A 26,516-nucleotide genomic window follows, 5' to 3' on the forward strand; every position below is an offset into this window, starting at 1 on the left:
ATTGACTCTCTAGATATTCTCTAGGGAGTTTTTTATTTTTAAAGGAAATATTACTTTCAGTATACTTTGTAGCATATAATGGGCAAGTGAAACAAATTCTCTACTTTTACGTCAGTATAAATTATAAATGTTTTGGTAGGAGGAATAATGGAAGACTTAATATTTACTTTAAAAATGATTATTATTGGACTTGTTCAAGGCTTTACAGAGCCAATTCCGGTTTCATCGAGTGGGCATGTTATGATTGCTAGTGAGCTACTAGGAGTAGGAGAACAAGGCTTCACCTTTGCGATACTAACAAACACAGCCTCTTTGCTGGCTATCTTGCTCATTTATAGACAGGATATTATTAGACTAGCAACAAATTCTATTTCCTATGTGCAGAAGAAAGACACGCGTTACAAAAGTGATTTTCGATTTGTGCTTTTTATAATTATTGGGACGATTCCAGCGGGCATATTAGGGGTTCTGTTGAGTGACTGGATAGCTGAAAGCATCAGTCTGACGGTAATTGCAATAATGCTTTTCATCACCGGGTTAGCCTTATGGACGATCCGAAATATGAAGGGGACAAAAGGAGAAAAAGACCTGACAGCCAAGGATGCTTGGATTGTTGGTTTAGGACAAGCAGTTGCTTTAACACCTGGTATCAGTAGATCAGGAGCTACCATTATTTCCTCGATAGCAGTAGGGATGAAACAGGAGACGGCGCTAAGGTTCTCCTTTATGCTTTATATCCCGATAAGTTTGGGAGGAGTTGTACTTGGTTTGTCTGATTTTATCGATGAACCAAACAAGGCTGAATTAGCCATTCCTTATTTGGCAGCCTTTGTAAGTACCTTTATCATGTCCTATTTTGCAATGAGATGGTTTATGGGAATCATGAAGAATGGGAAGCTGCATTATTTTACTTATTATTGCTTCGCCGTTGGTACTCTGTTGTTAATATTCTTTTAAAGGTACAACTAGGAAGAGGGTTCTTACCTCTCTTTCTTTTTTTTATGAATAAATAGGTCGCCTAGATGGGTGCAGCTAAATTGCATATATAAAGGTTAGGAGATGCAAGGTGATGTACAAACCATTTGTACCGCCTTCAAATAAAATGAGGAGGCAAGTCTATGTCATTACTGCCGTCTGATCCATTTAATCAGCTAACCAATAATATATTTAAAGAAATAGAACGCTTTTTTGGAGAGCTTCCCCTTTTTAAGGAGATGCAACTCGGAAGCTTGCATATGGATATGAAGGAAACGGATAATGAAATTGTTGCATTATGTAATATTCCTGGCTTGGATAAAAATAGTGATCTCGAAATTGAAGTGGTAAACAACATGCTAATGATAAATGGCATGATTAACCACTCCGGAGAGGCAAACAATAGAAATTCACATTACGTAAGTCGATTTCACCGTTCTGTGTCACTCCCGAGCTTGGTTTCTAAGGAAGACATGATTGTAAACTATAAAAATAACCAGCTAGAGGTTAGAATGCCAAAGCTAAAATAGATAAAAAAAGGAGATCTCCAAGTTTGGGATCTCCTTTTTAATGTATGTTATTTCCTTGTGTATTTCTTAATAGCCGGAAGAATTTCATTGCCTATTAGTTCAAGATTTTTTACTAAACTCTCAAAAGGCACCCCACCAAAGTCCATTTGTGCAATGTATCGTTGATGACCAAAAACCTCATGCTGATAGAGGATCTTTTCAATAATTTGTTGAGGACTTCCGATATTCATCACATCATGGGGATCGGCGCCTTGCATAAATTGATGCTTAGGATAACCATGCCCGTTGATTAGGTGGAGACCGTGGTTGAGATAAGGATAAATTTCTTGTTGGGCTAGTTGGGTTGTTTCTGCAGCGTAGAAAAATCCTGCAGTTGCAACAGGAAGCGCTTCAGGATTAAAACCACTTTCTTTAGCTGCATTTCGATAAGCATCTATGGAAACTTTAAAGCTAGTAGCAGGACCTCCTAATGTTGCTATAAACATTGGAACGCCTGCATGTCCTGCTTTGATCGCGCTTTCTGGACGTCCACCAACAGCTCGCCAAATTGGTAAAGAACCGTTTTGCGGGCGAGGGATAACCTGTGCCTCCCTTAATGGAGCACGAAATTCACCGCTCCAGTTTATGATCTCTTCTTTATTAATTTGAAGGAGCAGCTCAAATTTTTCTTCAAAGAGCTCTTCATAATCTCTTACGTTATAGCCCAACAAATCGAAAAGACCAACTCGGGAAGCCCTGCCAGCAATGATTTCTGTGCGACCTTTGGAGATTAAATCAATTGTAGCAAAATCCTCATAAACCCGTACTGGGTCAGAGGTACTTATAATCGTAGAAGAGCTCGCAATTTTAAGTGTGTCCGTGGCTTGTGCTATTGCAGCCAAAACAACGGAATGAGCTTGTGTAGTAAAGTACTCCTGATGACTTTCCCCTACGCTAAAAAAATCTAGCCCTGCCTGCTCGGCTAATTTGGCTAGCTCTATTATTTCGTTAAGTCGCTGAGCGGAAGAAATACGTTCACCAGTATGGGGATTAGGAATATGGTCCCCTAGTGTATAAAGGCCAAACTCTAAGCCTTTGCTTTGGTCTATTCTATAGTTTTGCAATTATCGTCACCTCTCCAAGTTTACAGTTTAAAAAAGATAACTAGTAAATTAAAGATACTAAAGAAAACTTTAAAATGGAAAGCTTTTGTCTTATCTAAAAGGTGTTCTATCTTAAAAAAAAAACAAACTTATAAACAGCTTCTCCCCAAAAGATAAAATGTAGCAGCTCATTATAGTAGAAATTAGACTTTCTCCACAAAGTTACACACATATTCAAAAATTTATAACATCTTTTTTGAGAGAATGTAGATAATTTCTAAAAAGTTATGCACTTATACACATAGTTATCCCTATTATAAAATGCTTCTGAAAGTTATCCCCATATTAAGGATTTCACCAAACGTGTGACAAATTAATGTTGTTATATCTTTTTTACTATACAACTTATGAGTTATATGGTTTCCTTATTTATTAGAAGAAACCAGTGGAGGCAAGATGAACGTGAAAAACATGGAATACATAAAGAATGAGCACTTTTTACAAAATATTTATTGCTCTTCCGTAGAAGAAACAGTAGAGGCAAGTTTGTTAGACAATCAGCTATTGTACATGAACCAATTAGGTCCTATCAAACTAGAAGTCGCATCTGACCAGTATGATGATGTGGTTTCACAACTAACAGACCGTTTACAAAATGAAGAGCTTGCAAGAGAAACAGTGAAGCAAGGTGCTTTTACATATAAACAAGTTCGCTATATAGCCCAGGCTGGTCTTGTAGACGGACTAATCTTAGAGGAGTCAGGTCGAGTTCAGCTTCTAAATGAGTCATTAGGAATGAGTGCAGCTGTTGCTTTTGCGCAAAGTACATGGAACGGAGCCACTCGTGAGGAAGCGGTAGAAAATGCGGTGTTCACTGGGTTAAATATAGTGGGAGAAGCAGTAGTAGATGAGGTGCTGTCAAATGACATGCAGGATATTGAACTAGATGACGCTTTTGAGTTAGGGAGTGGCGTCAGGGGGGCTATTCGAAAAAATGGAGCCAAGGTTGTAGCAAAGAAAGCTGCTGGAAAGTTTACTCATAAGGCTATGATTGGCTCATTAGCAGCTAAAAAAACTATTCTATTACTAAATGCTAACGTGGTTACCGGCGCATTAGTAACTGGTATGCTTTCTACCTTAGACATTTCCCGAGCTATAAAAGGTGAGATGTCTAAAACGCAGCTGTTTAAAAACATCACGAAAACAGCTGCAAATGTGGCAGGTAGTATAGGAGGTATGGCAATCGGTGCAGCCATAGGTGCTCTAATTCCATGGGGGAGTACAAGCACTGGGGCCCTAATAGGCGGTATAGTTGGTTTAATCATTGGTAGTATCGTCACATCTAAAATTGCAAGTAAGATTTTAAATCGTTATATTGAAGACGATGCAAAAGAGATGCTAGATTTATTCGAGGTGCAGCTCGAGCAACATGTATACAACCATTTATTGAACGAAAAAGAACTTCAAAATCTTTTGGATTTATTTAAATCGAAATACAAAATCCCTAAATTATTGCGTCAAATGTTCAAGTCCAATGATCGTGAACAGTTTGCGCGAGAGATAATTCAAAAGGAGCTTGTTAGCATTTACAGTAATCGTAAAACCTTAAAGCTACCGACTATAAATGAAATCTATAAGGCTTTATTAGAAATGAAATAACAAAAGGCCATTGCTGAGAGCTATTCAGTAATGGCCTTACGTTATATATATGGAAAGAGATTGATTGCCGACATATCAATCTAGCCTCTATTTTTAAACTTCTTTGTTTCTCTCCGTAATTTCACAACCGTCATCTGTACAAGTTGCATCTGAATCAGTTTGAATATGCTGAAGAGGCGCGGTTTGATTTTCTTCCTCCCAAACTTTCTTCAATGTTTGGACGAAGGCTTCGTGAGGCTGCGCTCCAGAAATGGCATATTTTCTGTTGAAAACGAAGAAAGGCACTCCTTGAACACCGAGCTGTTGACCTTCTTGCTGATCCATTCGGACTTCATCTAAATAATCAGAGCTTGTTAGAACCTTGCTTGCTTCCTCACGATTTAATCCTACTTCGGTAGCTAAGTCTAAAAGAGTTTCGTGCTCACCTAGGAATTGAGATTCTAAGAAGTGAGCGCTTAAGAGACGTTCTGTTAATTCGCCACCTTTTCCTACCGACTCTGCATATTTCACTAAGCGATGCGCATCTAATGTATTGGTTTGTTTCATTTCGTCAAATTGGTATGCCAATCCTACTGTTGCTGCATTAGCAATGACCTGCTCATTCATTGCCTTTGCCTGCTCAGGGGACATATTCATCTTTTTAGCAAGCATTTCATGAACAGTTACACTTTTATCGCTTGGTAGATGAGGCTGTAGCTCAAAACTTTTAAAGCTAACTTCTACCTTGTCTTTTTGATCAAACTCCTCTAAAGCCTGCTCTAAACGACGCTTTCCAATATAACAAAATGGACAAACAAAATCCGACCATACTTCAATTTTCATGACTGTTCCCTACCTTCCTATTGATAGAGTTAATATAGCATAAATCATATAAAGAGCGGTCCTTGTTTGCTTAGACTAGCTACTTCACCGGAGCTTCTCCTAGAAAGAGAGCAATTTGTTGGATAAGGTCCCTCCAATTTAAGGAAGCGCGTGCAATGGATTGTAGCTCATAGCAAGTGCTTGAGAGTAATTTCTCATCGCTTGTTACTTTTTTTAATGTGTTAGCTATCCCTTCCCAGTCGGATGTGGAGTGTATCTTTCCATATCTTTGGTTGTACGTAATATCGGAGACGCCGTCCACGTCTGTGCAGATCAAATAACAACCATTCTTAGCTGCCTCTGCTAAGACATGAGCATGACATTCTACTATGGAGGTAAGGGTAAATATTTTCGCAGCTCTATATTCTTGTTCTAGGAGAACTTTATCGTAAATGGGACCTAAGATTTTTACTTGAGAGGCATAAGTATTTCCCTCTAATAAGGTTAATAATTTGGCTTTGAAATCCTCATTCATTGGTCCAACTAAGCGAAATTCCCAATTCGGAATTCCTGCAGATAAGAAAGCTATTATAGCTGGAAGGACTTGTTTCTCTGGGGAATCTAATCTACCTACTGTTAAAATTACATTTTTTTTATCTTTAAATAAAACAGGTTCTGTAGGAAAAAATTCATAAAAACCGTTTGGAATTCTTTTTACATTTAAATTCAGCATTTCGTTAATTTTATTTTGAATTGGCTCGCACTCAGAGGTAACTAAGTCACAGAGATTCAATAGTTCTTCAAAATAAGGCTCTTGTAATAACCGAGATAACCAGTATCGATTTACATCTAGTTTCATATAAATTTTCCCAAGCGGGTTATACATTTTATATGTCTTCAAAATAGATAGATAAGATGGGTAAGGACCAAATGCAACCGCAATATCAATTTCATGCGCATGCTCTATCATGTATAGTTTCATATTTTCCTCGAAGTTTCCCTCGGAGGAAACACGTGCAAACTTAACATTAGGAAAGGTCTCATGGAGTAATGTCTGGTTAATGTGAGCAGTTACTATGGTTACCTCGTATCCTAAATATTCACCAAGTAATATTGGAACAAGACATACATCCTTGAATAGATGAGCATCACCGAGCGTATAGGACTCAATACTGCACACAAGAGCAATTTTTTTGGACAATCTTTCAGCCCCTCTGGCTTTTATCTTTAACATATGTAAGTCAGCAGGAATGTTGAATGGTAAAGCAGAACTAAACGATTATGTATCGGTTTAAGAATTATAAGGGGCGATAATGGATGGACATAAATAAAATTATTAATAAATTAGGGATCACATCTTATACAAGTCTTGAAGAGGTACAGGGGGGAAAAGACTGCTTAGTATATAAAATACGAATACCGGATGGTACTAATCTTGCCCTTCGGATCCAACATGCGGAACGATATGATCAATTTTTATATGAAAAGAATATAAAGGAACTTGCATTAGAAAGTGGTATTCCGGTACCTATTGTGTATTCAGTTATAGTGGAAGATTCCTATGCTGCTATGCTAATGGAATGGATTAAAGGAGTAACTGTACTTCAAATGCTAATAGAAAAACCAACTGTAGCTCATCAGCTAGGAGCAGAATTTGGAAAGACACATGCAAAACTTCATCACATAACGGTACCGGAATCTTTAGAAATCAGAACTCCCAATTGGTTAACCCCAATCGGTTCAGAAAAAAAGATAATCGAAGAACTGCCATCAGCTAAAGAATGTCTTATTCACTTAGATTTTCATCCACTAAATGTTTTAACAGATGGTAGCAAGATTACGGGAGTAATAGATTGGACTAATGTAGCGTTAGGTGACCCAAGATTTGATTATGCAAGAACTCTATCTATTTTACAGATAGAGGGATATCGTCATTTTAAAGATAATCTATCTCTTATAAAGGCATTTGAAACAGGTTGGAGAACGGGCTATGAAAGTGTTGACGGGTCTTATAATAACCTTCCAGCATTTTTTGTTTGGGCGGGTATCAGAATGCAACGTGATATGGGGAATTCCTTAAGTGTAGAGCAGGAAAAGGACATAAAAGAATGGATTAACAGCTGGGGAATACATTTTTAAGAGTAGACCTCTTCTTGAGGTTATTTGTTTAATCCATTTGTATAAGGGAATTTAACAGGTAACAAACTCTGTTTAAAGGAGAGGATTAATATGAATAAAAATGTCGCAGAGGTTATATTAGACCAACTATCCCTTTTAGGGGTTAAGCGAATTTATGGGGTAACTGGTGATACTATTATTGGGCTTTTAGACGCAATGGCCAAACAGGATAAAATCGAATTTATTGCTGTAAAGCATGAGTCTGTGGCAGCATTCATGGCTTCGGCGGAAGCAAAACTGACTGGTAGACTAGCAGTATGTACTTCTACAATGGGCCCAGGTGCAGCCAATCTTTTAAATGGTCTAGGTGATGCATATTCAGACAAGGCACCTGTATTAGCGTTAACGGGTCAGGCGGAACAAAAAGAAATGGGGACAGACTTTCAGCAATATGTCGATCAGCAGGAGCTATTTAAGCCATTTGCAGCATACTCAGCAAACTTAAATAGTGAGAATGCCATCGTTGATTTACTTCAGAAGGCAGCTGAAATTTCTCTACAGCAGAGAACAGTGACTCACATATCGGTGCCTAAAAATTTATTTGAAAAAGAGACTACTGCAAAGGCTAGACAGCTCCCGAAAGTATTAGAGGGAACAGGCACCTTTGAACTAAATGATTTAGAAGAGGTAGCGGGAGTGATGAAACAGGCACGACAACCAATGATTTTAGCTGGTGCAGGAGCAAGAGGAGCAGCAGGAGATATAGCAGAGCTGGCTACAACTTGGGGAGCAGGAATTTTATTAAGTCTAGGCGGCAAAGGGATTTTTGAGGATGCTACACCTCATCTCATCCAAGGGATTGGTGAGGGAGGAAATCCCCATGCCCCAAATGTATTTAAAGATGCGGATGTAGTTCTAATAGCAGGAGCAACGTGGTGGCCGGAGGGATATGTGCCAGAGGATGCGACTATTATCCATATTGACCTTCATTTAGAGCATGCCAAGAAAAGAGTGGCAGCAGATTACGGGATTAAGGGTAAAACTGAGCAGGTTATTCCTCTTCTATTAGAAAGCATGAAGGGCAAACAGAAGAATGAAGAGTGGCTTAATCGCATAGACGCAGTAAAAGAGAAATGGGCATATCAAAACGAACAGGAAGGTCAAATACAAGGATCTCCCGTTCATCCATCACGAATAGCAAGAGGACTAGAAAATACGGTAGCAGACGATGCAATCATTGCTTTAGACACAGGCGACGTAACAGTGTGGATGAATAGGAACTTCCGTCAAACTAACCAAAAGGTTCTCTTTTCAGGATATTGGCGTTCCATGGGCTTTGGTCTTCCTGCAGCAATTGCAGCAAAGTTAGAGCAACCAGAAAAACAAGTGGTAGCCGTGGTGGGAGACGGTGGTATAGAAATGACGTTAGCTGATTTATTGACCGCTACTCGTTATGGTCTGGATATCACGGTAGTAATTTTTAATAATGGAGCACTTCAAATGGAAAGCGATAAGATTCAAGCTGCTGGCAATGAAGAGTTAGGGACACAACTGACTAACCCAAATTTCGTTCAAGTGGCCGAGGCCTGTGGTTGGAAAGGGTTCCGTGTGGAAACAGATGGAAATTTAGAAGAAATACTGAGCAAAGCCCTCCAAACTAAAGGACCAGTATTAGTCGACGTATGGACCGAGCAAGCATTTTTCCCAGAAACAGAATAACAAAAAAAGAAGCCCGGAATAGGGCTTCTTTTTAAAAAGGGAAAATCCACGTCTGCATGTGGTCAGACGTGGATTTAGTCACCAATTAAAACATTGGGAATACGTAAGAGATTAGGAACCAAAGGATACCAAAGAATATTATTAGGTAAGCAGCATACTTGATGAAGGTTGCTCCTACCATCCCAGAATCAGTGCGTTCTTCACGATGTACTTCTACGCGTTTTTCTTCTTCAGCCATGTTTATTCCTCCTCTCACCATATTTTTGAATATATTTTAATTAGGAAGGTTAATAAATGATTACCCACAAAGAAATTTGAATAAACCTATCGGGGGTAGAAATGAGTTGAAGGGCATAGAGTCCTGTATTAAAATGAGGTAAATTGGAGGTAATAAAATGACGACAGCATTGCCGAAATGCCCAAAATGCAATTCCGAATATACATATGAAGATGGCTCTCTTTTAGTTTGTCCTGAATGTGCCCATGAATGGTCCTTAACAGAAGAAGTAGGAGATACGGCAGAAGAGTTGGTGGTGAAGGACTCTAACGGGAATATCCTCCAGGATGGAGACTCTGTTACAGTTATTAAAGATTTAAAAGTAAAAGGGAGCTCTTCCACGCTAAAAATTGGGACGAAGGTAAAGAGTATCCGCCTAGTAGATGGAGATCATAACATTGATTGTAAGATAGATGGCTTTGGGGCCATGAAGTTAAAGTCTGAGTTTGTGAAAAAGAGCTAATATAGGTCTCTTCGTTTAGAATGCATCACAAGGCACTAAAGAAGCAAGTACATCATTCATGTACTTGTTTTTTTATATATTGCCAGTTCTTTTTTTTATCCAATCCAAATAACTTTTAAAAAAAATATCACTTTATGCAAGCGTTTGCATTATAATGAATATATCAAATACTTCTGATGGGGGTCGGAGAACATGAAGACAAATAAGGAGCCTTGGTGGAAACGAAGTGTAGTTTATCAAATTTATCCACGTAGCTTTATGGATTCAAACGGAGATGGAATTGGGGATATACAGGGGATTATTTCTAAATTAGATTATATACAGAAGCTAGGTGTCAACGTTATTTGGTTGAGTCCTGTTTTCGACTCTCCGAACGATGACAATGGCTATGACATAAGAAACTACCGTACTATTTTAGATGAGTTTGGAACAATGGAAGATTTGGATCAATTGATAAGGGAAGCAGAAGCGAGGGACTTACGTATAGTAATGGACCTTGTTGTTAACCATACCTCAGACGAACATAAGTGGTTTGTCGAGTCCAAATCCTCAAAGGACTCTAAGTATAGAGACTACTATATTTGGAGAGAGGGGAAAGACAATTTGCCGCCGAATAACTGGGGCTCTGTTTTTTCCGGATCTGCATGGGAGAAGGATGATGCGACAGATTCCTATTACTTACATTTGTTTTCTAAGAAGCAACCAGACTTGAATTGGGAAAACGAAATACTTCGTAACGATATATATGAGATGATGACCTATTGGCTAGATAAGGGCATAGGCGGATTTCGAATGGACGTTATTAATTTTATCTCCAAGGTGGAGGGACTACCGGATGGAAAGGTTGGACAAGGACAGCTATATGGCGATGGAAGTCCCTATTTTATGAATGGTCCTAAAATCCATACATATTTAAAAGAAATGAATGAGCGTGTTCTTCAAAACTATGATGTACTCACAGTAGGTGAAATGCCAGGAGCTTCTCCTAAGGATGCTCAGTTATATACGAATCCTGCCAATAAAGAAGTGAACATGGTATTCACCTTTGAACATATGGATTTAGACAGTGGTCCTTTTGAAAAATGGGATGCAAAGCCACTGGATTTAGTTGCGTTAAAACACAATCTTGAGAAATGGCAGCATGCACTTCATGGGGTAGGATGGAATAGCTTATATTGGAACAATCATGACCAGCCTCGTGTGGTTTCTCGTTTTGGAAATGACCAAGAATATCGAGTTACTTCTGCTAAAATGCTAGCTATTTGTCTTCATATGCTACAAGGAACTCCTTATATTTATCAAGGAGAAGAACTAGGTATGACTAGCGTTAGATTTGATAGTATTGAAGACTACAAGGATATTGAAACAATTAATATGTATAATAGTAAAATAGAACAAGGTATACCAGAAGACACTATTATGCGTGGTATTTATGCTAAGGGTAGAGACAATGCACGTACACCTATGCAGTGGACAAGCGATGGGGGATTTACAACTGGTACCCCATGGATACAGATGAACCCGAATACTACTGAGATTAATGTGGAACAGGCATTAAACGATTCTTCTTCCATCTTTTATACGTATCAAAAGCTTATTGAGATGAGAAAACAGCACGACATTATAACTTATGGAAGCTTTCATTTGCTATTTCCAAACGATCCAAAGCTTTTTGTATATAAGCGCCAAACGGAGAAGGAAGAATGGCTTGTCATCTCGAATTTCTCAAATAGTACAGAGAAACTGCAATGGACTAGCTGTGAGGTAGATGGTCTTAGTGGAAAAGTAATAATAGCTAATTATGACTCTCTAGAAATAGACGAACAAGGGATAAGTGTACGTCCCTATGAAGCAGTAGTATTAGCTTTTGAAAGGAGATTATAAAGTGAAGAAGGTACTTGGCATAGATATTGGTGGAACCAAAATACGGATGGGCGTTGTGAATGAGACTGGAGAAGTCTTGGCTGATATAACAGTACCTACAGAGCTTCCCCTATACCCATATTTAGAGGAGCAGGTCTTAAAGATAAAAGATCAGTTCCCTGACATCTCAGGAGTTGGCATTGGGACCAGAGGAATGGTAGATGCTGAAACTGGAACAGTCACCTTTGAAAAGGAGCTGCCTGGCTGGGAGGGCACGCCAGTAAAACCGCTATTAGAGACAGCTACGGGACTTCGAGTCGAGTTAAATAATGACGCGAACTGTGCGGCACTTGCAGAGGCACGTATTGGAGCTGGAAGTAACTTTTCAAAAGTAGTTTGTGTAACGGTTGGTACCGGTCTTGGCGGTGGCTTTATATTTGATGGTCAGGTTATGAATGGTGCGAATGGTGGAGCTGGAGAAATCGGACATCTTATTTTATATCCTAACGGGTTAGTTTGTGGTTGTGGACGACCAGGCTGTAGTGAACAATACGTATCAGGAACCGCATTAAAGAGATTGATTAAAGAAGAGCATGTGATTGATCCGACTACAGGGGAATTAGCTAAGCCCCATACTTTATTTAAGCTAGCTTCTCGGGAGATTGAAAGTGCAAAACGTGCAAGAGATCGTTTTATAGCAGACTTTGCAATTGTTCTTTCTACCCTTCAAGCAGTAATTGATATGGATTGTATAGTTATTGGCGGTGGCGTTTCGGAATCTGCCGATGAATGGTGGGACTTGCTAATCGAAAAAGTAAAACCATTAATGCTTAAACCAGTTGAAATTAAACGAGCACAATTTGGTAATGAAGCAGGTATGCTTGGTGCCGCAATGCTTGTTGTGTAAATAAAATGCTTTGTCTCTTCTGGGACAAAGCATTTTTTTAAGAAAAATGGAGAATCGGTCGGTTAAGTCAAATAATCGGTCGGTCCCGCATTAAATAGGAAATCTCTACTGAAAAATGAAAAACTGTAGCCCCCAACAGGGGAGGCTACAGTTTTAATATCCAGGCTTTTTAAGGATCTTAAAGATGTTTCGTTTATAGTCTTCTACTCCTGGCTGATCAAAAGGATTAATGTCCAGCAAGTAAGCACTATACGCACAAGTCATCATGTAGAAATATAATAAGTGGCCAATATGCTCTTCATCTAGCTGTTCCATCGTTAATGTGATTTGAGGAACACCACCATCTAAATGGGCAGAGGCAGTAGCTTCATGACATGCTTTATTGAAATCATGTAACGTCAGGCCACTTAAGTAATTTAGCTCATCACGATTATCCTCCGCTTCAAAGACCGTTAGATCATCTGAAACTTGTTCGACCATGAGGAATGTTTCGAATAGCATTCGCTTACCATCTTGGATGTATTGTCCTAATGAATGGAGGTCCGTTGAGTACAGTACGGAAGCAGGGAAAATACCTTTTCCTTCTTTTCCTTCACTCTCCCCAAATAACTGTTTCCACCATTCTTGGACATACTTCAGCTTCTCGTCAAAGGTAGCCATTATTTCCACAGGATATCCCTTGCCGTATAAATGATTTCGGATGACAGCGTATTTAATAGCCGCATTCGAATGAACATCCATGACTTGAAATTCCTCTTCTGCTTGTTTAGCTCCTGCTATTAATTGATCGATATTATGCCCAGCTGCTGCGATTGGTAATAGGCCAACTGCTGTAAAGACAGAATAGCGGCCACCGATATCTTCTGGTACTACATAGCGTTTGTAGCCCTTTTCCTTCGCAAGAGACAATAAAGCACCTTTTTCCTCGTCTGTAGTGACGATAATGCGAGCTGCAGCCTCTTCACCGTAGCGTGCTTCCATGTACTGGCGTAGGAATCGGAAAGCAATAGCAGGTTCGGTTGTCGTACCCGACTTAGAAATAACATTTAAAGTTACTTCCTTAGAGTCTAAGTAAGTAATCAATTGCTTTAAATAAGCACCACTAACTAGCTGTCCCGCGAAGATGACTTCTAATTGGCTGTCCTTTTGGAATGGAGTAGCGAGTGATTCTAGAACTGCTTTGGAGCCAAGGTAAGACCCCCCAATCCCAATGACAACTAATACATCTGAATTAGAGCGAATATGCTCTGCAGTTTGTTTTATATCTTGTAAAAAAGCTTGCTGAGTGGAGCTTGGCCAATTAACCCATCCTAAAAAGTCAGATCCCAATCCTGTTTTTGACTGGATAAAATCATGAGTAGCCTCTAGTTTGTTATGTAATTCTTCTGTAAGGAGGCTTTGGTAATCCTCTGAGTAATTAACGGAAATTTTCATGAAGTACCCCTTTATTTTACATATTTTAATGACTTAATTTTACCATACCCCTTGGGAAAAGTTAAAAAAAGCTATCATTATATTTATTCTTCCTGCTATTGGCCGAGTTGACTCCAATACTACTTGTATATATTGAGAGTAGAAGCTAAAGAGGAGGATAAAAATGAAGATCCAGCAAATTGATTTGTGGGTATCTAACTTAGAGGAAGTGGTCATCTTCTACCGAGATACATTAGAGTTTCCTTTAACGTTATGGAAAGCTACCGAGGCCACATTTCAAATTGGAAATAGTTTGCTTAGATTTATTAAGGACAGTGAAGCCAAGGATACTTTCTATCACTTTGCTTTTAATATACACTCAAATATGTTTTCAAAGGCTAAATTATGGCTGCAAGAACGTGTAACGTTATCTATAGAGGAAGGGAAGGATGAGGTAGAATATAGTGGTCTTTTTAAAGCAAGGTCCTGCTATTTTCAGGATCTGGCAGGAAACATAGTGGAGTTTATTGCAAGAGAAGCAATTACACCAAAGTCGAATGCCATGCACTTCACTTCAAACAATGTTATTGAAATTAGTGAAATTGGATTAACTACCCACAATATCATTGAGTTCGCAGACAAAATAATGGAACTAGGGATCCCTTCACAAGATGGAATAATAGTGGACGAACCAGAACATTTAAACTTTATGGGGCATCAGGAGGATGGGGTATATATATTGCTTGGGCCTGTAGGTAGGAGATGGTTGTTTTCGGATAAAAGAGCAATAGCCTCGCCAGTGACAATCTACACAGACAAGGGCATTATAAGTAACGTTTTATAAAATTAGAGGCTAGGATAGACCTGCCACATAAATGAAGCTCCTTACATCTACTATCTGTAAATGTAAGGAGTTTTAATATGACCGTATTTATTGGACTTCCATATGTAAGTCTCCAGTTTTAGCCCATCCTCGTTTTTTAAGCAGGTGATAAGCGGTCATAGAGATAACTGCCGGTGCTATAATGCCTAACACGATATACATAAGAAGCACTCCAATACCTTGGTTTGCTAGAACATTTAATGGAGCGATGAATGAATTTAGTCCAAGCCCCGCTAATGTAAAAGGTACCTCAAAATTAAAAAATGAAATAGCAATCGGAGCACAAATAATTGAGGATAGAAATGGCCCAATTACTAACCGTGGATTTTTCACCAAATTAGGTACTTGAACTTTAGGTGTCAAGAACGATTGTGCAATGTTCGCACCTAAGTCATTTTCTTTAAAGGACATAGCTGTCCATCCTGCAAATTGTGCTGTACACCCGATTAATGCTGCGGCACTAGATACTGGGTCTAGTTGTAACGCAATGGCGATTGCTGCTGAGGAAGCAGGGGACATGAGGAAAATACTCCACACCAGTGCAATAACAATCGATCCAAGTAAAGGAGATCCAGAAACAGAACCAGCAATAAACTCACTTAATTGCTGTAACAAAGGCGTAGTGACAGCTGCTAACCCAACCCCCGCGACACCACCTATAAGGATGGCACAAAAAGGAATCGCAAGCATATCAAGCTTTGTTTTTCCTGCAATACGTTTTCCTACCCAGATAGCAACCACGGCTGCAAGTACTGCACTAATCGGTTGTCCTGTTGTCAAAACCCATAATCCATCTTGTAGTATGAGAGCATTCGCTCCAATGGTACTACAGGCCATCGCACTAAAAATAACTAATGTATTCCCGCCGAGCTGATAAGCGATACCTGCACCAATTGCTGGAGCAAGCATCAATTGAGCGGTTTTCCCAATAGCCATAAACCCTTCCCAGCCTGTAAACGTACCAATAGTTTCAATAAGTAGTCCAATTCCTAAAGTGACAAGAACGGCGTTTGCTAGTCCTTGAGAACCTCTGTACATTCGGTCGATTAGGTATGTCTTAGTTGCTTGCTTCATGGTGATTCCTCCTTGTTATATAATATATCGCATAAAATATACCGAACGTATTAAAAATAAATAGTCCTTATTTGGACTAACGCAATACATTATATGTGAATAATAAAAAAATATTATTCCAACCTTTTAAATTGTTATAATATTAATATAATTTATAATAACAGTCAATACTTATTTTTAAATAGATAAAAGAGGCTGGGACAAAACTCTCCTCAAAAATAAAAAGCCTCGAAAATTCTACGACCTTGTAAATTTTCGAGGCTTCTATTCAAATATACCTGTAGTTGTTTTCCGTTACAGTGGACGCTTTCCGGGGGCACGGCTTCAATCTCCTCGTCGCTTCGCTCCTGTGGGGCTTTCAGCTCGTGCTGTTCCCCCAGGAGTCGCCACCTTCACTTCAAACAACTAGATTGAAAGGTAACTTACAAGAAATTGTGCGGACCTTAAAAATGAAGTAAAAACATGAAATCGAGTTTCCGTTTCATGTTTTTTAATTTATAGACTAGTTACGTCCCAGCCTCTTTTGAGATTAACTTTTAGATTGTTCCAATTTCATGACACCTACTACATAAGAACATTTTTTAGTATAACGTCAAGAATGATTCAGGTGAATGGATTAAAAAACCTTCCATTGTTAATAAAAATAAATAAAACCATTAATAAAAATAATGAAGATGATATTAGAATAGCGATCAAATCTCTTTTTCTGAACTCCTTTAAGCTAAACCAGGAGCGAGTTTTAAATTTACCGAAACCTCGAAGATCCATTGTATTGCTGACTGTTTCAATACGTTCCAGACTAGAAAAAATAAGTGGCATTATAATAGAGCCAGCATTTTTTATTCGGGTAAATAGTTTTTCATTATTAGACATGTCCACCCCGCGAGCCTGCTTAGAACGAGAAATGGTTTTAAAATCCCTTTGTATATCAGGGATATAGCGTAGAGCAATAGAAACCGAGTAGGCAAGTCGATAGCTTACACCGATGCGGTTTAGAGAAGCTGCAAACTCACTTGGATGTGTGGTGACTAAGAACAAAAGAGCAGGAGGGATTACTGCAAAATATTTCAATGTAATATTTAACTGGTAAAACAATTGCTCCTGCGTAAGTGTATAGCGCCCCATGGACCCAGTAATAGGGTGGGAGGTACCATAAATAGTTGTCCCATGTTGAGGGGCGAACAAAAATATGGCTATATTGTTTAATAATAAAAACACGAGGATAAAACCAAGCACTAAGCTGATATCCTTTAATTTAATATCCGATATATAAAATAAAATAAAGCTACCGAGCAACAGCACCATTAAAACTCTTGTGTCATACGTTAACATGGCTGCAGTGGACCAAAGTAGGAAACAGATTAGCTTGGTTGAACCTGTTAGGCGATGGATAATAGAGTCACGATCAAGATAGCTTAGCAGTTCGTTGCCCATTAAATCGCACCTCCCGATCATATTGTATAAATTGCTCTACAAAATCAGAGGGATGCTCAATTTTAAGCTGCTTAGCAATCTCATATAAGGAAGATTCCTTTAAGTTAGCCTCTAGAATTAAAGAGGGATTCGATAGGATATGGGCTGGTGAGTCATCCACTAATATCTTCCCCTCTGTTAACACGATTGCGCGGTCTGTATATTCCGTCATTAGGTGCATATCATGGGTAATTAATATAATGGATGTACCCTTCTTCGTTAAATCTTCTAAGAACGTCATTAGTTCTGTAGTATGCTTGTAATCCTGCCCCGCTGTAGGCTCGTCCAATAATATAATTGGGGGCTCCATGATGAGGATAGAAGCAATTGATAAACGTTTTTTCTGCCCATAGCTCAAGGCTGCAATCGGCCAGTTTCTGAAAGGGTATAATCCACAAGTCTTTAATGTTTCCTCCACTCTTCTGTTAACTTCCCTATCTGATAGTCCAAATTGAATAAGTCCAAAAGCAACTTCATCGAAAACTGTTTGCTTAGAAAACATATGATTTGGATTTTGGAGGACAAAGCCTACACGATGAGCTCGTTCCTTGATAGAGTCGTTAATCGCATTAAAACCCTCGAAATATATAGTGCCTTCAGTAGGTCGTTCAAAACCACAGATAAGAGATGAAAGGGTAGATTTACCAGCTCCATTGGCTCCGATAAGGCTAATCATTTCTCCTTTATGTAATTGAAAAGACACGTTTTTAATAATGTCTAAATGATTCCCGTAGTGGAAGCTGATGTCATCAAGTGTCAGGACAGGCTCATTTTTATACCCAAGCTGAATTGGAGAGCATCTTGCATCGCTAAATGTTTTTAGCTTCTGCCGGAAGGAGTCATTTACAATGCTGTCAACCTTAGTTAGATTGGGGTGATCATTCAATTCACATCCAGCATATTTTAAAGCTTTAATGTAAAGTGGTTCTCGTATCCAATTATCCGTTAATAACGATCCTGCCAATAGCTCATTGGGGCTGCCGTCTGCAACTATCTGACCGTGATTCATTAATATTATGCGATCGATAGGTTCTGACAAAACATCCTCTAATCTGTGTTCTACAATGATAATCGTTTTGTTGCTATCTGCATGAAGCTGATCAATCAGTCTCATTGCTCCCTTCCCAGAAGCAGGATCAAGGTTAGCAAGAGGTTCATCAAACAATAGAATATTCACATCGTTTACTAAAACGCCAGCAAGAGCGACTCGTTGTTTTTGACCGCCCGAGAGCTCATGAATCCGAGCATCTAAATGATTGGACATTTTTACTAAAGAGGCTGCTTTTTGAACGCGTTCATGCATTTTTTGTGTGGGTACAGCATTATTTTCTAGGGAAAAGGCTATATCCTCGCCGACAGTAAGGCCAATAAACTGACCATCCGTATCCTGGAGTACCGTACCAACCTCCTGTGAAATGGTAAAGAGATCAAGCTCTCTGGTCTCTCTCCCATGAATGGTAAGGTTTCCTGTCATACTGCCTTTATAAGCAAAAGGGGCAAGCCCGTTCAGGCAATGAACGAGCGTGCTTTTCCCAGAGCCGGATGGTCCGACAATAGCTACTTTTTCCCCTTCGTAAATCACTAAGTTGATATCGTGCAAAGTAGGTTCGGATTGACTATTATATTGAAAGCTAAAGTGTTTAAATTCGATGACTGGCTTTTTCATGTAAATCTCCTTATCTACTTATTCCTCGTAGCTCAGGCTTCCTTTTTTAGTTCTTGTCTTTGCATACGCAGTAAGCAATAGTGTACCTAGAATTGCAACTGTAATAATATTAGAAGCAGCAGCGACGATCCCTTGTGTAAATACTTTATTTGCAGGCTCTGCATAAATAAGAATGTCCAATAATGGAGCTATTAAAGCCCATGCAATAACTTGAACAATGATTTGAATAATGTTAAATAATATGATGTGTTTTTTACCAAACTCTCCATCCTCAAAAGAAAACTTCTTAAAATATAATCCGATACCTAATCCAACAAATGCGGATGAAATGACCCAGCTCCACCATATAGAACCATAAGAAGTAAGGTCGTTTAAAGCATGACCAAATAATCCAACAAATAAACCCGCTATCGGTCCAAAAATAGCTGAAATGAGTGCTAAAAAAGCATAGGATGTTTGAATTGTCGTATTAGGTATACCGGTAGGGACTGCAGCAAACTTAGCTAAAATTAGGAACACAGCTGTTCCGATACCTATTGCAACAACCGTCCTAGTTGAAAAGATAGATTTTTTCATTTCATTTCTCCCCCTATATATTTTATTGCCAGTCATCCAATTAAGTGATTGTAATAACAGCTTTCCGGATCGTTATTGCTGTATTAGCACCTGTTGAAATTTTATAGGTATCAGCAAAGGAGCCTTGATTTAAGGCAATTCCTATATTATCAAGAGAATTCACATACATGAGTGCATCCCCTAATTCTGCGGCAGCGAAAGAACGACCATACGTAACTACTCCCTCATAGGCTACCTCTCCGTTAATAGAAAGCGAAACGTCAAATTTATCTCCATATTCTACATTCAGCTGCTTAAACTGTAGACGATGAATATTAGTCCAAAGATTGCCGAATGGTCGATCGATGACATCAATGACTCCTGTAATCGAATTATTTTCAATAACTGCCTCCTTTAATGGAAGTTCCACGATAAAGGATGTAGGGATAGAAGGTCCGATGTCCTCCATATGAATGTCACCAGAAGCAAGTCGTGCCCCTGTATAAGCAAAAATATCACGTCCATGAAACGTGTGAGATTCTCCAGAATTCGGTAGGCGGTTTTTAGACTCCTCAATTTCTCTCACTTCTTTAATACCAATAAATCGATTAATGTGGGTTAATGTGCCATTGTCCGGGGTGACGATATATTGATCGTTTACGGTCTTTGCAACTACACTTCTCCGATCCGATCCAACACCAGGGTCTACTATGGAAACAAATACTGTATCACTTGGCCAATAGTTGATGGTTTGTAAGAGACGATAGGATGCCTCCCAAATATTGTACTGAGGAATTTGGTGTGTCAGATCAAATAGCGGAAGTCCACGCTTCACACTATTGGCTACCCCATGCATGGCACTTACTGCACCGTCGTTGATACCAAAATCTGATTGAAATACTAATAAACCTTCTGTCATGTTAAAACACTCTCCTCATTGTTTTTGGAGGAGAGCGAATTAAAAAACTCGCCCTCCTCAATCATTGGATTGAAAAGGACGAGATACTCGTGTTACCACCTTTATTCACTACTTATTCACATAAGCAGCCTCAGCAAGTACAGAAATTCCGTTAATATGAAATTCTAGACTGTGGTGTGGATAACGGGTACCAATCCCGCTAGCATCTCAGGCGCAGGTAACTGCACGTTCAATGTAGTGCTCAGAGGCCATTGTTCAAATGGTGTTTTCTGCTTCTTTTCAGCTACCGAAGCTCTCTTTGAAGAAAACCACTCATCTTACTTTTTCTCTTCATCGCATTAACTTATTATAGTGAATTTACAATTAATTCTGATAACTGTCAAGCATTTTTTATAGTTCCTTTATACTTTCTTCCTGTGCCTTTTCCCATTCTTCTCTTAAAATACCCATTCGAATGGAATCATAGTAAACACCATTATATAAGCGGACTTTACGAATTCTTGCCTCCATAGACATTCCAAGCTTTTCTCCGACCCGAATCATCCGTTTATTACCTGACCAGGTCGTATAGCCTACTCGGACAAGTGGCATTGTAGTAAAAAGGTGGTTCATCCAAAGTCTCATAGCGCGGGTTCCTAGCCCTTTACCCCAGCTTGGAGCTTCATGAAAGCCTATACCCATCTCAAGCCATTTAGAAGGTTCATGCTCCCAATAATATGAAACGATTCCACGCAATATACCATCTACTTCAATCCCCCAAAAGCTTTTACTATCCACGTAAGACCCTGCTTTTTCCATAAATACCTCATAGGGAGTTGGCTTATAGTCATAATAAGGAGCATCCCACTTTTTCCACTCAGGCTCCTCATCTTTACACATTAATTCCCACAGTCTAGATAAATCATTGTACTGAATTGGTCGTATGATTAATTCTTGATCTTGATACAAGTTGTTTTCCTCTTTTCGTATTAGGTCTGTTTTTTTCTGTTTGTATTGAAAAGAGAAATGCTAGAAGTCTACTTTTCAATCACCATTAGTTTGTTTTTCATTCTCTATCAGTCCCTTCCATACTAGTAAACTAAGTATATAATAATTTTAGAAAAATGAGAAAATAAAAAATATATCGTGGTATAATTTTACTAACCAAATAAGGAAAGGGGATAGTTCTATGTTTTGTGCATTAAATTTTGTAGAGGTGAAATATAGCTAAACAAAAGGAGAGTCCAAATGAAATTAGAAACTGAGAGATTAGAAATTATCCCTTGTACGGAAGAAACTGCTCAAATGGCGGAAAAGCAAAGCTATGATAATGGGCCACAGATTTCTATGTCTTTAGAGATGCTTAAAGCGGATCCTTCCTCAATGGGTTGGGGAGCGTGGCTGGTGATAAAGAAAAGTGATGGTCAGGTCATTGGGGATATTGGTTTTAAGGGAAATCCTAATGTAGATAACCAAGTAGAGGTAGGCTATGGTTTATTAAAGGAGTATTGGAATAAAGGCTATGCAACAGAGGCAGTAGGCGCCATCATTCAATGGGCTTTTGCAACTGGTAAGGTGGATGCAATTATTGCGGAAACACTTTCCGATAATCTTGGCTCCATGCGTGTATTAGAAAAGCTAAATATGCAACGAGTAGGAACTTCTGAGCAAATGGTCAATTGGAAATTGGTGAAATAAAACAAAAAATCCTGTGATAAAAAACACAGGATTTTTTATAAATATATGTATTAATTTCTCAAGGCTTTTCCTAGCTCCTCGATCGAGCTAACAATGACGCCGTTTTGCTTGATCAGTCCAATAACAAACAAGTTGCGGTACATAAATTGATTTTCGGTTCCATCTTCAATTAATGCGTTAATTTTTTTCTTATTTTCCCGACCTTGTTGGCGTGTATCGGTATAGAGTGCATAAATTGGCCGATTTAACATAGAGAATGCACCAATTTCTGCTGCAACACCAGAATCTATTTCAACTCCATCAATTACGGCAACAAGGAAGTCACTCTTCTTCAGGGCATCGATGTCTGCACTAGCGATAAGCAGGCTATCTGCATAGGCCATTTTATCATTAATTGCTGTATTTTCCTGTGGTACATATAAGTCAACGCCTGGGAGTGAAGCTCGAATCTCCTTTGCTACTAGTTCATTTACTAAACGATCTCCTAATCCAAATAATCCATTTGCTAAATAACCTTTTTTCATCATTCATCCTCCTTTTCCATCTTTCATTGTAGGGAATTTTATATGAAATGCATAGGTAAAAAGGAAATAAGATTATATAAAGAGAATTATCAGAAGGGGAACTTATATGAAAACCAAAAGCTTATATTTTATTAGACATTGTAAGGCAGGGGGACAAGAATCGAATGCTCCTTTAACAAAAGACGGGGAACAAAGTGCCAAAGACCTTGTGCCGTTGTTAGAAAAATTACAGATTGACTATATCATTTCTAGTCCCTTTAAGCGGGCCGTCCAAACAATCGAGCCTTTTGCTCACCAAGCTGGTTTGAAGATACATATTGATGAAGCGCTAAGTGAGCGTATTTTAAGTAAAGAGCCTATGGATGATTGGCTAGTGCAATTAAAGAAGACTTTTGAAGATATAGATCTTACCTTTCCCAGTGGAGAATCTAGCCGAGAGGCACTAGACCGTATTTTGAATGTAGTAAATGAGGTGTCAGGTATAAATAGTGTTAAAAATGTGGGAATAGTGTCTCATGGGAATATCATGTCTCTATTAATCAATCATTTTGATAGTACATTTGGCTTTGACGAATGGAGTCGCATGAAAAATCCAGACATTTTCTTGCTAGAAGGCTCAAATATTAGTCGTGTAGAAATAGAAAAAATCCTGTCTAATTAAAGGCAGGATTTTTGTCATAATATAATACGCTTTTAAGATTCTTTACTGCTTGAGGAGCTTGAAGGTATACGAATATTGCTCATTTGACGTTCTTGTTCTTGCTCAGCGATTATATCGTTGTCCTCAGCATTATCACGGGTAACCTTTTGGGTAAGGATTGCCCCTACTGCTACTAAAATCATTACTGCAATATAATATCCTTTTTCGTTTAGCTGCAAATTATCTGCATTGTATAGCCCAATACTAAACATGACTACCCCTGCAAAAAAAGTGAAATAAGCTAGCACCGTAAAAGCCATCGTATTTCTTCGTCTATACCTCTTTGTATTCATGACATACGCCCCTTTGTATTGGTTTTAATTGTTATTATATGAATTATATTCTAGCATGAAAGAATAATAGTGTAAAATATTCTAAAGTATATGATTATTTCTAAAGATTTATAATTAGACATATTTCGTTATTATTCTCTAGCTTTAGAAATATAGTCAGATGCTACCTCTTGGCAAGGTATAAATAAAATAATAGGAGATGGAAAATGAAATATAGCATACCGGAATTAGCAGAAATACAAACACTAACATCCAGAATAAATACAATTCAATCATTACCAGATAATCCTATGGGAGCAGAACGAGTAGTAAGAGGCAATACCCATGCTTTTGCTGTGAAGGAAATACCGGGACCTGCTTTTAATACGGTGAGAGGATTAAATAGTTACGATTTAAAATACTTAGATGAAATCCTTTTCTTTTATAAGGAGCTATCTATTTCTTTTCGAATAGAGGTTACTCCACTGAATAGTTCTGATCAACTGTTTCGCAAGCTATCAGATATGGAATATTATCAATCTGGTTTTCATTCCTCCTTTATAAGGTCTGTCTCTAGTATTAAAAGTGGAAGTTTGTCGACAACTATCGAAGTTCGTCCACTTAAAAAGGATGAATTTAACTTGTTTTCAGCTATCTATGTAAATGCTTTCGGTCTGCCTACTTTTATACAAGACGGGATACAGCAAAACAACCAAATATTATATGACGTGCCGGGCTGGAATTTTTACTTAGCACTTCGACAAAATGTCCCGGTAGGCATTGGAGTTTTATATGTGGAAGGGGAACTTGCCACCTTGGCAGCTGCCGCAACTCTACCAGCTTATCGGGGAATGGGAGTGCAGCGTGCACTGCTAAATAAGAGGATAGAGAAAGCGGTGGAGCAGGGTGCAAAGTATATTACTAGTGAGGCTGTTTTCGGAAGTAGTAGTCATCGAAACATGGAACGTCAAGGGATGAAGTTAGCCTATACGAAAGCTATATGGACAAAGCGCTAAGGGAGTGATGGGCATGTTTTATCGAAGAAAGTATTATCGTGTAAAGGAAGAATTTGTGGAGAGCTTCAACAAGCTATTCAATGAAATTAATTTGCCGAATCAGTTAAAGCATGGTTCTCGCCTAGTAGGAAGATGGATGACGGCTACAAAAGATGATTTAGTCGAGATTTTTGCCATTTGGGAATATAACAGCTACGAGGAATATTTGCAAATAGAGGCTGCAGTAAGAAGGGATCAGTCACATGTTGCAAGCGTTAAAGACTGGTATGAACAATATGGTGGCAAGGAGTATGTTCAAGAAAATTTTTTAATAGAAGTAAAAGATGAAGAAATAATATCAACGGTCGAGAAAAATTATGACTAAAATGATAGCTACTTTTCTAAGGACGGCTTTAGGAATTGCCTTATTCCCATTAACCTTATGGAATATAACCATGAATCACAGAAATAAAATAAATCCTCCAGGCAATATTATTAAAACTAAGAAATCTAATATACACGTTATATTGGAAGGTGAGGGGCCAGATGTAGTCATATTAGAATCGGGATTAGGCTCTATCTCTATTGACTGGTCCGAAATTCAGCCCAAAGTTTCTAAGAGTGCTAAAGTATTGTCCTATGATAGAGGGAATTACGGGTGGAGTAAAACAAGACGACAAGCTCTAACTGCACTAGATTATGTAGAGGAGTTAAAGGAGCTGCTGGAAAAAGTAGATCTTCAGCCACCTTACGTTTTAGTAGGGCATTCCTTTGGAGGACTTATCATGAGGCTATACGCGAGCTTGTATCCAGAACAGGTGAAGGGTCTACTTCTAGTCGATGCTGTGCATGAGAACCAGTATGCTCCTAGTAACCAAAACAGAGGTTTTAAATGGTTGGTGACTTTTGGGTATGTGACTTCTCTTATTGGTCTGCCTAGAATAGTTAAGCAAAAGGCAGGAAGAAAGTTTTTGGGTGGAGAGAAAAATCATTATTTAAATTATACTGGGTATACACTGGGCGCTTACCAAACGATTTATCAAGAGTATATGGATATTGCCATTTCTGCAGATCAATTAAAGAATGCAAAGCCCCTTTTAAGTAACTTGCCTGTCACTGTATTAAGTTCTAATAATCCCGAGGAAAGGTGGGTTCAACAGCAGCTTTTGTTATCCAAGTTAACAGCCAGGACAGAGCATATCCAAACAGATAAAGGTCACTCTATTCATTTAGAGGATCCTTTCGTAGTTACCAATGCTATTATCAAGTTACTAAGCACAGGAGAATCCAGAAATGCTTAACGTACAACAAATTTTAACAAAAATAAAAAGCTTAAACCGTCCTTTTGTTTTAGGGGTAGACGGGCTAAGTGGAGCAGGAAAGACTACTTTTACTGATCAACTAGCTCAAGAACTGCAGGAAGCGGGTCATAAGATTGTTATTATCCACCTTGATGATTTAATAGAGGTTCGAGAAAAGCGTTATAACACCGGGCAACCAGAATGGTATGAATACTATAGCATGCAATGGGATGTTTTATACATTCAGGAAAGATTGTTTAAGTCAATTCATGAGAAGGCAAAGGTTCTTCAGCTTAAATTTTATAATGCCCAAGAAGATCAGTGCTTATCAAAGGAAGTCCCCCTGAAGGACTGTACAGTTCTATTAATTGAGGGGGTGTTCCTTCAACGTAAGGAATGGCGTAGTTTTGTTGATTATTTAATCTATTTGGATTGTCCGAGAATGATTCGAAACGGACGGGTGTTGAAGCGAGATTCCTATATAGGAGAAATGGAAGCAAGGCTAAATAAGTATGAACGAAGGTATTGGAAGGGTGAAGAGTTTTACTTAAGGGAAGAAAGACCATTGGAACAAGCAGATCTAGTTTTAGATGTAGAAAACGCTTCTATCATAAAAAATGTGCAATAAGTTAAATAGAAGGATAAAAAGCTAGTCTTGAAGAATATATCT

General features: G+C 38.6%; 28 protein-coding genes and 1 other annotated feature. Of the genes, 15 read left to right on the forward strand and 13 right to left on the reverse strand.

Annotation, left to right across the window (positions count from 1 at the left end):
• Positions 1-147 precede the first annotated feature (147 nt).
• On the forward strand, positions 148-957 hold the full coding sequence (locus tag HF876_RS01850) for an undecaprenyl-diphosphate phosphatase (protein WP_169358350.1): 810 nt from the start codon (positions 148-150) through the stop codon (positions 955-957).
• 161 nt (positions 958-1,118) lie between these two features.
• A complete protein-coding gene (locus HF876_RS01855) occupies positions 1,119-1,505 on the forward strand; it encodes an Hsp20/alpha crystallin family protein (RefSeq protein WP_169358351.1) in 387 nt (128 codons plus the stop codon).
• A gap of 47 nt (positions 1,506-1,552) precedes the next feature.
• On the opposite strand, the gene HF876_RS01860 is transcribed toward HF876_RS01855, so the two are convergent.
• Positions 1,553-2,608, reverse strand: coding sequence for an LLM class flavin-dependent oxidoreductase (locus HF876_RS01860; RefSeq protein WP_169358352.1), 1,056 nt, complete (start codon positions 2,606-2,608; stop codon positions 1,553-1,555).
• A 441-nt stretch (positions 2,609-3,049) separates the two neighbouring features.
• Between HF876_RS01860 and HF876_RS01865 the strand changes: the two genes are divergently transcribed.
• Positions 3,050-4,246 (forward strand): hypothetical protein, encoded by a 1,197-nt coding sequence (locus HF876_RS01865; RefSeq protein ID WP_205963967.1) that lies wholly within the window; start codon positions 3,050-3,052, stop codon positions 4,244-4,246.
• Between the two features lie 93 nt (positions 4,247-4,339).
• Here HF876_RS01865 and HF876_RS01870 read toward each other — a convergent pair whose 3' ends face one another.
• Together HF876_RS01870 and HF876_RS01875 are read right to left on the reverse strand one after the other, a co-directional pair.
• Entirely contained in the window at positions 4,340-5,068 is a 729-nt protein-coding gene (locus HF876_RS01870) for a DsbA family oxidoreductase (RefSeq protein ID WP_169358354.1), read from the reverse strand.
• 79 nt (positions 5,069-5,147) lie between these two features.
• Positions 5,148-6,248, reverse strand: coding sequence for a glycosyltransferase family 4 protein (locus HF876_RS01875; RefSeq protein WP_169358355.1), 1,101 nt, complete (start codon positions 6,246-6,248; stop codon positions 5,148-5,150).
• A gap of 116 nt (positions 6,249-6,364) precedes the next feature.
• Here HF876_RS01875 and HF876_RS01880 point away from each other — a divergent pair, with 116 nt between their 5' ends.
• Entirely contained in the window at positions 6,365-7,186 is an 822-nt protein-coding gene (locus HF876_RS01880) for a phosphotransferase family protein (RefSeq protein ID WP_169358356.1), read from the forward strand.
• 90 nt (positions 7,187-7,276) lie between these two features.
• Positions 7,277-8,884, forward strand: coding sequence for a thiamine pyrophosphate-binding protein (locus HF876_RS01885; protein ID WP_169358357.1), 1,608 nt, complete (start codon positions 7,277-7,279; stop codon positions 8,882-8,884).
• A gap of 85 nt (positions 8,885-8,969) precedes the next feature.
• On the opposite strand, the gene HF876_RS01890 is transcribed toward HF876_RS01885, so the two are convergent.
• On the reverse strand, positions 8,970-9,122 hold the full coding sequence (locus tag HF876_RS01890; RefSeq protein WP_169358358.1) for a hypothetical protein: 153 nt from the start codon (positions 9,120-9,122) through the stop codon (positions 8,970-8,972).
• Positions 9,123-9,279: 157 nt separating this feature from the next.
• On the opposite strand from HF876_RS01890, the gene HF876_RS01895 reads away from it, so the two are divergent.
• From HF876_RS01895 to HF876_RS01905, 3 genes are all read left to right on the forward strand, one after another.
• Positions 9,280-9,624: a zinc ribbon domain-containing protein YjdM gene (locus HF876_RS01895; RefSeq protein WP_169358359.1), complete on the forward strand. Its 345-nt coding sequence runs from the start codon at positions 9,280-9,282 to the stop codon at positions 9,622-9,624.
• A 192-nt stretch (positions 9,625-9,816) separates the two neighbouring features.
• Positions 9,817-11,508, forward strand: a complete 1,692-nt coding sequence (locus tag HF876_RS01900; RefSeq protein WP_169358360.1) for a glycoside hydrolase family 13 protein — start codon at positions 9,817-9,819, stop codon at positions 11,506-11,508.
• 1 nt (position 11,509) lies between these two features.
• A complete protein-coding gene (locus HF876_RS01905; protein WP_169358361.1) occupies positions 11,510-12,394 on the forward strand; it encodes an ROK family protein in 885 nt (294 codons plus the stop codon).
• A gap of 153 nt (positions 12,395-12,547) precedes the next feature.
• Here the strand turns inward: HF876_RS01905 and HF876_RS01910 are convergent, their stop codons facing one another.
• A complete protein-coding gene (locus tag HF876_RS01910; RefSeq protein WP_169358362.1) occupies positions 12,548-13,828 on the reverse strand; it encodes a glucose-6-phosphate isomerase in 1,281 nt (426 codons plus the stop codon).
• 163 nt (positions 13,829-13,991) lie between these two features.
• Between HF876_RS01910 and HF876_RS01915 the strand changes: the two genes are divergently transcribed.
• Positions 13,992-14,651, forward strand: coding sequence for a hypothetical protein (locus HF876_RS01915; RefSeq protein ID WP_169358363.1), 660 nt, complete (start codon positions 13,992-13,994; stop codon positions 14,649-14,651).
• An 87-nt stretch (positions 14,652-14,738) separates the two neighbouring features.
• On the opposite strand, the gene HF876_RS01920 is transcribed toward HF876_RS01915, so the two are convergent.
• The 6 genes from HF876_RS01920 to HF876_RS01945 all read right to left on the reverse strand — a co-directional run bounded on the left by HF876_RS01920 (position 14,739) and on the right by HF876_RS01945 (position 21,325).
• Complete coding sequence (locus tag HF876_RS01920) at positions 14,739-15,764, reverse strand: PTS sugar transporter subunit IIC (RefSeq protein ID WP_169358364.1); 1,026 nt, start codon at positions 15,762-15,764, stop codon at positions 14,739-14,741.
• A gap of 603 nt (positions 15,765-16,367) precedes the next feature.
• The gene (locus HF876_RS01925; RefSeq protein WP_169358365.1) at positions 16,368-17,198 is read right to left on the reverse strand and encodes an energy-coupling factor transporter transmembrane component T family protein; all 831 of its coding nucleotides are present in this window, start codon (positions 17,196-17,198) and stop codon (positions 16,368-16,370) included.
• Positions 17,170-18,903, reverse strand: coding sequence for an ABC transporter ATP-binding protein (locus tag HF876_RS01930; protein WP_169358366.1), 1,734 nt, complete (start codon positions 18,901-18,903; stop codon positions 17,170-17,172). Before HF876_RS01930 ends, HF876_RS01925 begins: the two co-directional genes overlap by 29 nt.
• A gap of 18 nt (positions 18,904-18,921) precedes the next feature.
• Positions 18,922-19,479, reverse strand: a complete 558-nt coding sequence (locus tag HF876_RS01935) for an ECF-type riboflavin transporter substrate-binding protein (RefSeq protein WP_169358367.1) — start codon at positions 19,477-19,479, stop codon at positions 18,922-18,924.
• 40 nt (positions 19,480-19,519) lie between these two features.
• A complete protein-coding gene (locus HF876_RS01940) occupies positions 19,520-20,377 on the reverse strand; it encodes an SAM hydrolase/SAM-dependent halogenase family protein (protein ID WP_169358368.1) in 858 nt (285 codons plus the stop codon).
• Positions 20,378-20,448: 71 nt separating this feature from the next.
• Positions 20,449-20,720 (reverse strand) — a binding site (T-box leader).
• Positions 20,721-20,767: 47 nt separating this feature from the next.
• On the reverse strand, positions 20,768-21,325 hold the full coding sequence (locus tag HF876_RS01945; RefSeq protein ID WP_169358369.1) for a GNAT family N-acetyltransferase: 558 nt from the start codon (positions 21,323-21,325) through the stop codon (positions 20,768-20,770).
• A gap of 279 nt (positions 21,326-21,604) precedes the next feature.
• On the opposite strand from HF876_RS01945, the gene HF876_RS01950 reads away from it, so the two are divergent.
• Positions 21,605-22,054: a GNAT family N-acetyltransferase gene (locus tag HF876_RS01950; protein WP_169358370.1), complete on the forward strand. Its 450-nt coding sequence runs from the start codon at positions 21,605-21,607 to the stop codon at positions 22,052-22,054.
• Positions 22,055-22,104: 50 nt separating this feature from the next.
• On the opposite strand, the gene HF876_RS01955 is transcribed toward HF876_RS01950, so the two are convergent.
• Entirely contained in the window at positions 22,105-22,578 is a 474-nt protein-coding gene (locus HF876_RS01955) for a nucleoside 2-deoxyribosyltransferase (RefSeq protein ID WP_169358371.1), read from the reverse strand.
• 106 nt (positions 22,579-22,684) lie between these two features.
• Between HF876_RS01955 and HF876_RS01960 the strand changes: the two genes are divergently transcribed.
• Entirely contained in the window at positions 22,685-23,239 is a 555-nt protein-coding gene (locus HF876_RS01960; RefSeq protein ID WP_169358372.1) for a histidine phosphatase family protein, read from the forward strand.
• 32 nt (positions 23,240-23,271) lie between these two features.
• Here HF876_RS01960 and HF876_RS01965 read toward each other — a convergent pair whose 3' ends face one another.
• Positions 23,272-23,571 carry a YiaA/YiaB family inner membrane protein gene (locus HF876_RS01965; RefSeq protein WP_169358373.1) on the reverse strand — a complete coding sequence of 100 codons (300 nt, stop codon included), beginning with the start codon at positions 23,569-23,571 and terminating at the stop codon, positions 23,272-23,274.
• A 206-nt stretch (positions 23,572-23,777) separates the two neighbouring features.
• On the opposite strand from HF876_RS01965, the gene HF876_RS01970 reads away from it, so the two are divergent.
• From HF876_RS01970 to HF876_RS01985, 4 genes are read left to right on the forward strand one after another with little or no spacing between them, the layout of a single operon-like run.
• Positions 23,778-24,566, forward strand: a complete 789-nt coding sequence (locus HF876_RS01970) for a GNAT family N-acetyltransferase (RefSeq protein ID WP_169358374.1) — start codon at positions 23,778-23,780, stop codon at positions 24,564-24,566.
• A 13-nt stretch (positions 24,567-24,579) separates the two neighbouring features.
• Positions 24,580-24,930, forward strand: a complete 351-nt coding sequence (locus HF876_RS01975; RefSeq protein WP_169358375.1) for an NIPSNAP family protein — start codon at positions 24,580-24,582, stop codon at positions 24,928-24,930.
• Complete coding sequence (locus HF876_RS01980) at positions 24,923-25,846, forward strand: alpha/beta hydrolase (RefSeq protein WP_169358376.1); 924 nt, start codon at positions 24,923-24,925, stop codon at positions 25,844-25,846. The genes HF876_RS01975 and HF876_RS01980 overlap by 8 nt, the downstream gene beginning before the upstream one ends.
• Entirely contained in the window at positions 25,839-26,474 is a 636-nt protein-coding gene (locus tag HF876_RS01985) for a kinase (protein WP_169358377.1), read from the forward strand. Before HF876_RS01980 ends, HF876_RS01985 begins: the two co-directional genes overlap by 8 nt.
• Positions 26,475-26,516 lie beyond the last annotated feature (42 nt).

Origin of the sequence: Psychrobacillus sp. BL-248-WT-3 (assembly GCF_012843435.1) — a bacterium.
Taxonomy (GTDB): Bacteria; Bacillota; Bacilli; order Bacillales_A; family Planococcaceae; genus Psychrobacillus.

Excerpts from the sequence above, each read along its gene's own strand:
- HF876_RS01850 (WP_169358350.1), top strand. The coding sequence starts at position 148 with ATGGAAGACTTAATATTTACTTTAAAAATGATTATTATTGGACTTGTT.
- HF876_RS01855 (WP_169358351.1), top strand. The coding sequence starts at position 1,119 with ATGTCATTACTGCCGTCTGATCCATTTAATCAGCTAACCAATAATATA.
- HF876_RS01870 (WP_169358354.1), bottom strand. The coding sequence starts at position 5,068 with ATGAAAATTGAAGTATGGTCGGATTTTGTTTGTCCATTTTGTTATATT.
- HF876_RS01880 (WP_169358356.1), top strand. The coding sequence starts at position 6,365 with ATGGACATAAATAAAATTATTAATAAATTAGGGATCACATCTTATACA.
- HF876_RS01885 (WP_169358357.1), top strand. The coding sequence starts at position 7,277 with ATGAATAAAAATGTCGCAGAGGTTATATTAGACCAACTATCCCTTTTA.
- HF876_RS01890 (WP_169358358.1), bottom strand. The coding sequence starts at position 9,122 with ATGGCTGAAGAAGAAAAACGCGTAGAAGTACATCGTGAAGAACGCACT.
- HF876_RS01895 (WP_169358359.1), top strand. The coding sequence starts at position 9,280 with ATGACGACAGCATTGCCGAAATGCCCAAAATGCAATTCCGAATATACA.
- HF876_RS01900 (WP_169358360.1), top strand. The coding sequence starts at position 9,817 with ATGAAGACAAATAAGGAGCCTTGGTGGAAACGAAGTGTAGTTTATCAA.
- HF876_RS01910 (WP_169358362.1), bottom strand. The coding sequence starts at position 13,828 with ATGAAAATTTCCGTTAATTACTCAGAGGATTACCAAAGCCTCCTTACA.
- HF876_RS01915 (WP_169358363.1), top strand. The coding sequence starts at position 13,992 with ATGAAGATCCAGCAAATTGATTTGTGGGTATCTAACTTAGAGGAAGTG.
- HF876_RS01920 (WP_169358364.1), bottom strand. The coding sequence starts at position 15,764 with ATGAAGCAAGCAACTAAGACATACCTAATCGACCGAATGTACAGAGGT.
- HF876_RS01925 (WP_169358365.1), bottom strand. The coding sequence starts at position 17,198 with ATGGGCAACGAACTGCTAAGCTATCTTGATCGTGACTCTATTATCCAT.
- HF876_RS01930 (WP_169358366.1), bottom strand. The coding sequence starts at position 18,903 with ATGAAAAAGCCAGTCATCGAATTTAAACACTTTAGCTTTCAATATAAT.
- HF876_RS01935 (WP_169358367.1), bottom strand. The coding sequence starts at position 19,479 with ATGAAAAAATCTATCTTTTCAACTAGGACGGTTGTTGCAATAGGTATC.
- HF876_RS01940 (WP_169358368.1), bottom strand. The coding sequence starts at position 20,377 with ATGACAGAAGGTTTATTAGTATTTCAATCAGATTTTGGTATCAACGAC.
- HF876_RS01950 (WP_169358370.1), top strand. The coding sequence starts at position 21,605 with ATGAAATTAGAAACTGAGAGATTAGAAATTATCCCTTGTACGGAAGAA.
- HF876_RS01955 (WP_169358371.1), bottom strand. The coding sequence starts at position 22,578 with ATGAAAAAAGGTTATTTAGCAAATGGATTATTTGGATTAGGAGATCGT.
- HF876_RS01960 (WP_169358372.1), top strand. The coding sequence starts at position 22,685 with ATGAAAACCAAAAGCTTATATTTTATTAGACATTGTAAGGCAGGGGGA.
- HF876_RS01965 (WP_169358373.1), bottom strand. The coding sequence starts at position 23,571 with ATGAATACAAAGAGGTATAGACGAAGAAATACGATGGCTTTTACGGTG.
- HF876_RS01970 (WP_169358374.1), top strand. The coding sequence starts at position 23,778 with ATGAAATATAGCATACCGGAATTAGCAGAAATACAAACACTAACATCC.
- HF876_RS01975 (WP_169358375.1), top strand. The coding sequence starts at position 24,580 with ATGTTTTATCGAAGAAAGTATTATCGTGTAAAGGAAGAATTTGTGGAG.
- HF876_RS01980 (WP_169358376.1), top strand. The coding sequence starts at position 24,923 with ATGACTAAAATGATAGCTACTTTTCTAAGGACGGCTTTAGGAATTGCC.
- HF876_RS01985 (WP_169358377.1), top strand. The coding sequence starts at position 25,839 with ATGCTTAACGTACAACAAATTTTAACAAAAATAAAAAGCTTAAACCGT.